This window comes from Campylobacter concisus, from assembly GCF_002914005.1.
Taxonomy (GTDB): Bacteria; Campylobacterota; Campylobacteria; order Campylobacterales; family Campylobacteraceae; genus Campylobacter_A; species Campylobacter_A concisus_N.
Map to the genome: position 1 here is coordinate 66,462 of NZ_POZU01000069.1, position 6,000 is coordinate 72,461.

The 6,000-nt window shown below is 39.7% G+C and carries 6 protein-coding genes; 4 read left to right on the forward strand and 2 right to left on the reverse strand.

The window, feature by feature from the left end:
- Window positions 1-52: 52 nt before the first annotated feature.
- The gene (gene lgt / locus CYP54_RS08245) at window positions 53-868 is read right to left on the reverse strand and encodes a prolipoprotein diacylglyceryl transferase (RefSeq protein ID WP_103604884.1); all 816 of its coding nucleotides are present in this window, start codon (window positions 866-868) and stop codon (window positions 53-55) included.
- A gap of 40 nt (window positions 869-908) precedes the next feature.
- On the reverse strand, window positions 909-1,550 hold the full coding sequence (locus CYP54_RS08250) for an IMPACT family protein (RefSeq protein WP_103604885.1): 642 nt from the start codon (window positions 1,548-1,550) through the stop codon (window positions 909-911).
- Window positions 1,551-1,676: 126 nt separating this feature from the next.
- On the opposite strand from CYP54_RS08250, the gene galU reads away from it, so the two are divergent.
- From galU to CYP54_RS08270, 4 genes are all read left to right on the forward strand, one after another.
- Window positions 1,677-2,498, forward strand: a complete 822-nt coding sequence (gene galU, locus CYP54_RS08255; RefSeq protein ID WP_103604886.1) for a UTP--glucose-1-phosphate uridylyltransferase GalU — start codon at window positions 1,677-1,679, stop codon at window positions 2,496-2,498.
- On the forward strand, window positions 2,495-3,715 hold the full coding sequence (locus CYP54_RS08260; protein WP_103604887.1) for a glucose-6-phosphate isomerase: 1,221 nt from the start codon (window positions 2,495-2,497) through the stop codon (window positions 3,713-3,715). Before galU ends, CYP54_RS08260 begins: the two co-directional genes overlap by 4 nt.
- 3 nt (window positions 3,716-3,718) lie before the next feature.
- The gene (locus CYP54_RS08265) at window positions 3,719-4,264 is read left to right on the forward strand and encodes a DUF1287 domain-containing protein (RefSeq protein WP_103604888.1); all 546 of its coding nucleotides are present in this window, start codon (window positions 3,719-3,721) and stop codon (window positions 4,262-4,264) included.
- A 62-nt stretch (window positions 4,265-4,326) separates the two neighbouring features.
- Window positions 4,327-5,916: an ABC-F family ATP-binding cassette domain-containing protein gene (locus CYP54_RS08270; RefSeq protein ID WP_103604889.1), complete on the forward strand. Its 1,590-nt coding sequence runs from the start codon at window positions 4,327-4,329 to the stop codon at window positions 5,914-5,916.
- Window positions 5,917-6,000 lie beyond the last annotated feature (84 nt).

A 6,000-nucleotide genomic window follows, 5' to 3' on the forward strand; every position in this document is an offset into this window, starting at 1 on the left:
GATAAAGCTAATGCTATCAGATTTTTACTTTAATATTTTTTAAACACTTATATTAGAGCTTTGAAAATTTTTTATAAAGCATGGCATAAATAAAAATTCCAAAACCACACATGATAAGTGATAATATTTGACCCATTGAAAGATTAAAAATAATAAATCCAAGCCCTGAATCAGGCTCTCTAAAAAATTCACAAATAAATCTTGCAAAAGTGTATAAAATAGCATAAAGCGCGATCAGCTCGCCATTAAATTTCTTAAATTTCCTATATAAAAATAAAATAATAAAAATAACTAAACCTTCTAAGAATGCCTCATAAAGCTGACTAGGATGCCTTGGTTGTCCAAAAACATTTATTGCCCAAGGCACATCTGTAACTCGTCCAAAAAGCTCTTGATTTAAGAAATTTCCAATCCTGCCAAATGTATAGCCAAAAGGTATGCAAACGGCACAAAGATCAAGTAGCTGCCATAAATTTTGTTTATACCTTTTGCAAAATAGATATGTCGCAAGCAAAAAGCCAACTACTGCTCCGTGGTAACTCATGCCACGAATTCCTATAAACTCGCCGTTATGAAATGGATTAAAAATTTGCCAAGGTTGCGCCAAGTAGTAGCTTACTTCGCCTGAATATACTAAAACCCAGCCAAGCCTAGCGCCTAAAATAACGCCTATTTCAACCCAAAAAAAGTAATTATCCAAGAGCTGATTTGAGATTGGGATTTTATCTTTTTTAACGAGATATTTTGCCATGGCAAGTGCTAAAACAAGTGCTAAAATATACATAAGTCCATACCAGTGCACGCTAAAACCAAAGATACTAAAGGCGACTGGGTTAAAGTGGTTATAAATGTCGTTCCAAATTTCCATTTTTACTTTCTTTTTAAAATTTTTGCGATTTTACAATGATTTAGCTTTGATGAGCGAATAAGCTCTTGCCACTAAGTGCAAGGGCTAAAAATTTAAATTCGCTTGCTTCAAATTCTTTGCAAAATTTAAACAGCTCGGCAAACTCAGCTTCATTTAAATTTATGCTCCAGATCGCTCCAGAGTCATTAAATTCTCTTTCAAACTCACTTAAATTTTTAGTGGCAAAATAGTGCTCAAAGCGGCTCATCAGCGAAAACGGCGTAAAAAATTTGATCTCATCTTTTATCTCAAATTTCATCACGCCACTATCTTTTATCGCTTTATTTATTACTTCATTTACAGCTCCAGAGTAGGCTCTTACAAGCCCTCCAGTGCCAAGCTTTATCCCGCCAAAGTAGCGAACTATCAAGACACCAACATTTATTAGCTCAGCGCCCCTTAGCGCATTTAGGCTTGGCTGACCGCTAGTGCCCTTTGGCTCGCCGTCATCACTTTGATTTTCAACGATTTGTCCGTATTTGTTTAACTCCCTTGTTGCCCAAACTACATGAACGGCCTTAAAATGCTCTTCTTTTAGGCGTTCATGCAAGCTTTTAAATTCGCTTATCGGGCACAAAAATGCCAAAAAATTTGACTTTTTTATATCAAGCTGGGCTTTAAAAATCCTATCAATCGTCTGCAAATTTGCTCTTTTTTTAAAATTTTAAAAATCTTATCAATTTGCTAATTAAAGCCTTGTAAATTCAGAGAAATTTATATTATTAAGGAAAAGATAGTAGAATTTTGCAATTTTTCATGAAGGACTAAAATGATACAAACTTGCCTATTTCCAGCGGCTGGATATGGAACGAGGTTTTTACCAGCTACAAAATCGCTCCCAAAAGAGATGTTGCCGATCCTTACAAAACCGCTCATTCACTACGGCGTTGATGAGGCGCTTGAGGCTGGTATGGATAATATGGCCTTTGTCACAGGACGCGGAAAAAGGGCGCTTGAGGACTATTTTGACATCAGCTACGAGCTAGAAAAAGAGATCGCAGGTAGCTCAAAAGAGTCGCTGCTTAGCGAAGTTAGAAATTTAATGAGCTCATGCACATTTTCATTTACGAGACAAAATGCTATGAAAGGGCTTGGACATGCTATTTATACAGGCAAAACTCTAGTTCGAGATGAAGCATTTGGAGTCATTTTGGCAGATGATCTATGCATAAATGAAAATGGTGAGGGCGTGCTTTCACAGATGGTTAAAATTTATGAAAAGTATCGTTGTAGCGTCGTTGCAGTAATGGAAGTGCCAAAAGAGCAGACCAAGTCTTACGGCGTTGTAAGTGGTAGATTTATAGAAGATGATCTAATAATGGTCGATGATATGGTTGAAAAGCCTGATCCTACCGAGGCTCCGACAAATTTAGCGATAATCGGGCGCTACATCCTAACGCCAGATATTTTTAACATCTTAGAGCGAACAAAGCCAGGCAAAAACGGCGAAATTCAGATCACGGACGCGCTAAAAACGCAGGCAAAAGATGGCATGGTGCTAGCTTATAAATTTAAGGGCAAGAGGTTTGACTGCGGCAGCATCGATGGCTTTGTCGAAGCTACAAATTTCTTTTACGAGCGCAGTAAATGATAGAGACTTCATTTAAATTTAACTTTGCAAGCAGCGAGGTCATCGACTCCTACGCCAAACGCATAAACGACGAGTACGAAAGCGGCGAGATAGGCTACTACCACCTGCCAGCTCTTGGGCAAAATTTACTTGGCGAGATCGAGGAGTATGAAAAGGGGCTAGCTCATATCAAAAATGTCGTGCTAGTTGGTATCGGTGGCAGCAGTCTTGGCGTAAAGGCGCTAAAATCAATGCTTGAAGGCACAAAAGGGATAAAAAGAGAGCTTTTATTTTTAGATAACGTCGATCCTTGCAGCTACAAAAGCACACTTAGTGGGCTAAATTTTGACGAAACGCTTTTTGTAATAAGCTCAAAATCTGGCAATACGATCGAGACTATTACCATTTTTAAGTGCTTGCTTGATGACTTTAAACCTCAAAATTTAGGCAAAAATTTCCTCATCATAACTGATCCCGGGACAAATTTAGAAAAATTTGCCAAAGAAAATGGCATTAAATTTTTTAACATCCCAAAAAATGTTGGCGGGAGATTTAGCGTGCTAAGTGCGATCGGTCTCGTGCCTCTTGGTATCTGCGGCTACGATATAAAGGCACTACTGGAGGGCGCGCTTGCTTGCAAGAAGCAATACATCGAGCAAAAAGATAGCTCCATAGTCGCTAAAGCTTACCATTACGCTACTAGCAGAAATGCCAGTATAAATGTCATTTTTAGCTATTGCGATAGATTTTTTGAATTTAACGACTGGTATGTGCAGCTTTGGGCGGAGAGTCTTGGTAAAAAAAGAGGCTATAAAAGGGTCGGCCTTACGCCAGTTGGACTTGTCGGCAGCCGCGATCAGCACAGCTTTTTGCAGCTTATCATGGACGGCGTAAAAGATAAGAGTGTGACATTTATAAAGATAAAAGATCACGCAAGCGACAAGACTATTCCAAACTTTAGTCTAAAAGGGCTTGAAGAGTGCGATTTTGTGGCGGGTCTAAGCCTAAATGAGCTTATAAATTTGCAATGCGACGCGACAGCTATGGCGCTAGTGCAAGAGGGCATAAGTGTCGATACGATCACACTTGAGAGGCTTGATGAGTTTCATGCTGGCTGGCTCATTTTCTACTATGAGCTGCTTACCTCGGCCACTGGTATCATGCTAGGCATCAACACCTACGATCAGCCAGGCGTTGAGATAGGAAAACGCATCCTAAAAACCATGCTTTTAAAGTAGAAAATGAAGAAAATTCTACTTTTGGCTCTTTTTGCCACACAAATTTTTGCCTTTTTGGCTAGTAAATTTGTAAATGATGCTAGGTCGCAGATAGGCGTGACACTAAGCTACGATCCAAGCTATGAAAAGCTCACTTATCCTATGGGTGACGTGGATATCAAAAAGGGCGTTTGCACCGACGTTGTGGTAAGGGCGCTGCGGCATCAGGATATGGATCTGCAAAGACTCATTTTTGAAGATATGAGTAGAAATTTCGCAAGCTATCCTAAAAAATGGGGACTTAAAAAGGCTGATAAAAATATCGATCACAGGCGTGTTTTAAACATCGTTACCTATCTAAAAAGAAAAGGTTTTGAGGTGAGTGATGATAAATTTTTGCCGGGCGATATCGTCACATGGATGCTGCCAAGAAATTTACCTCACATCGGTGTGATCTCAGATAAATTTGAAGGCCAAACACCGCTTGTCATCCACAATATCGGCTCTGGCGTGCAAGAAGAAAATATACTTTATAACTACAAGATCACAGGTCATTTTAGGCTAAAGTAGCAAAAATGGCTTTTTAATCAAATTTTAGGCAAAATCGCAAAAAATAAATTCAAGGAAAAATAATGTTAGAAGTTAGGGGACTTACTCAAAGATTTGCAAGCAGTTTGCTATTTGAGGATGTAAATTTAAAGCTAAATCGCCACAACAGATACGGACTAATCGGTGCAAATGGCGCTGGTAAATCGACATTTTTAAAAATTTTAAGCGGAGCTATCGAGCCAACTAGCGGCGAGATCATCATAGAAAATGGACTAAAAGTTGGCGTGCTTGGGCAAGATCAGTTTGCGTTTGAAAATTTCACGTTAAAAGATGCGGTGCTTTATGGTAACAAACGCCTATATGACGCCGTTAAAGAGAAAGAAAAGCTCTATATGAGTGAGGAATTTACAGATGAGATAAATGAGCGTTTAAGCGAGCTTGAGATGATAAGCGCCGAGGAGGATCCAAGCTACGAGTACGAGACTAGGATAGAAAAAATTTTAAGCTCGCTTGGGTTAAATGAATTTGACAAACTAATGAGCGAGGTCGAAAACTCCGATAAAGTTAAAGTTTTGCTAGCTCAAGTGCTATTTCCAAAGCCAGATATTTTGTTTTTAGACGAGCCGACAAACAACCTTGATATAGACGCGATCGCATGGCTAGAAAACGAGCTAAACCGCCACGAGGGCACACTTGTGGTTATCAGCCACGATAGACACTTTTTAAATAGAGTTTGCACAAACATTTTGGATGTGGATTTTAAGAAAATTCGCGAGTTTTCAGGCAACTACGACGACTGGTATATGGCTGCAAATTTGATCGCAAAGCAGCATGAAATGGAGCGTGATAAGAAGCTAAAAGAGAAAGAGGAGCTGGAGAAATTTATCGCGAGGTTCTCAGCAAATGCGAGCAAAGCAAGGCAAGCAACCTCTCGTGCAAAACAGCTTGAAAAGCTCGATATCGCAGAGATCACAGTATCAAGCAGACGCGATCCTAGCATACTATTTCGTGCGAACCGCGAGATAGGCAATGAGCTAATTGAGCTTAAAAATATAAGTAAGAAATTTGATGACAAAGTGATATTTGAAAATTTTAACTTTAAGCTTGAAAAGGGCGACAAGCTAGCCATCATCGGTCATAACGGCGTTGGTAAAAGTACGCTTTGCAAGATCATAATGGGCGAGCTAAAGCCTGATGCGGGCGAGGTGCATATAGGTGCAACCATCGAGCTTGGATATTTTGCGCAAGATACGGTAAATAAGATAGATGGCGAGCTAAAGCTTTATGAATACTTGCAAGATGCCAAGAACAAGGACATCGACGAGATCAGAAAGTGCCTTGGCAGGATGCTCTTTAGCGGTGCCGAGCAAGAAAAGGCAGTTGGCGCGCTAAGTGGTGGCGAAAAACACCGAGTAAGACTAGCTCAGCTCATGCTTCATAGGCCAAATTTACTTGTCATGGATGAGCCAAATAACCACCTCGACCTTGAAGCTATCATCGCGCTTGGCGAGGCATTTTATAACTTTAATGGCTCAGTCATCTGCGTAAGCCACGACAGGGAGCTAATAGACGCCTTTGCAAATAGAATTTTACACCTAAAAGGCAATGGCGAAGTCGTTGATTTTAAAGGCACATACGAAGAGTATAGAGCAAATTTAGGACTTGAAGGCTAAAATTTGTTATTTCTTGCTCCTGATTGTAGGGGCAAGATTAAAATTTATATTTACTACAAATTCTTGCAAGTATTAATCTAACCA

Excerpts from the sequence above, each read along its gene's own strand:
- galU (WP_103604886.1), top strand. The coding sequence starts at position 1,677 with ATGATACAAACTTGCCTATTTCCAGCGGCTGGATATGGAACGAGGTTT.
- CYP54_RS08260 (WP_103604887.1), top strand. The coding sequence starts at position 2,495 with ATGATAGAGACTTCATTTAAATTTAACTTTGCAAGCAGCGAGGTCATC.
- CYP54_RS08265 (WP_103604888.1), top strand. The coding sequence starts at position 3,719 with ATGAAGAAAATTCTACTTTTGGCTCTTTTTGCCACACAAATTTTTGCC.
- lgt (WP_103604884.1), bottom strand. The coding sequence starts at position 868 with ATGGAAATTTGGAACGACATTTATAACCACTTTAACCCAGTCGCCTTT.
- CYP54_RS08270 (WP_103604889.1), top strand. The coding sequence starts at position 4,327 with ATGTTAGAAGTTAGGGGACTTACTCAAAGATTTGCAAGCAGTTTGCTA.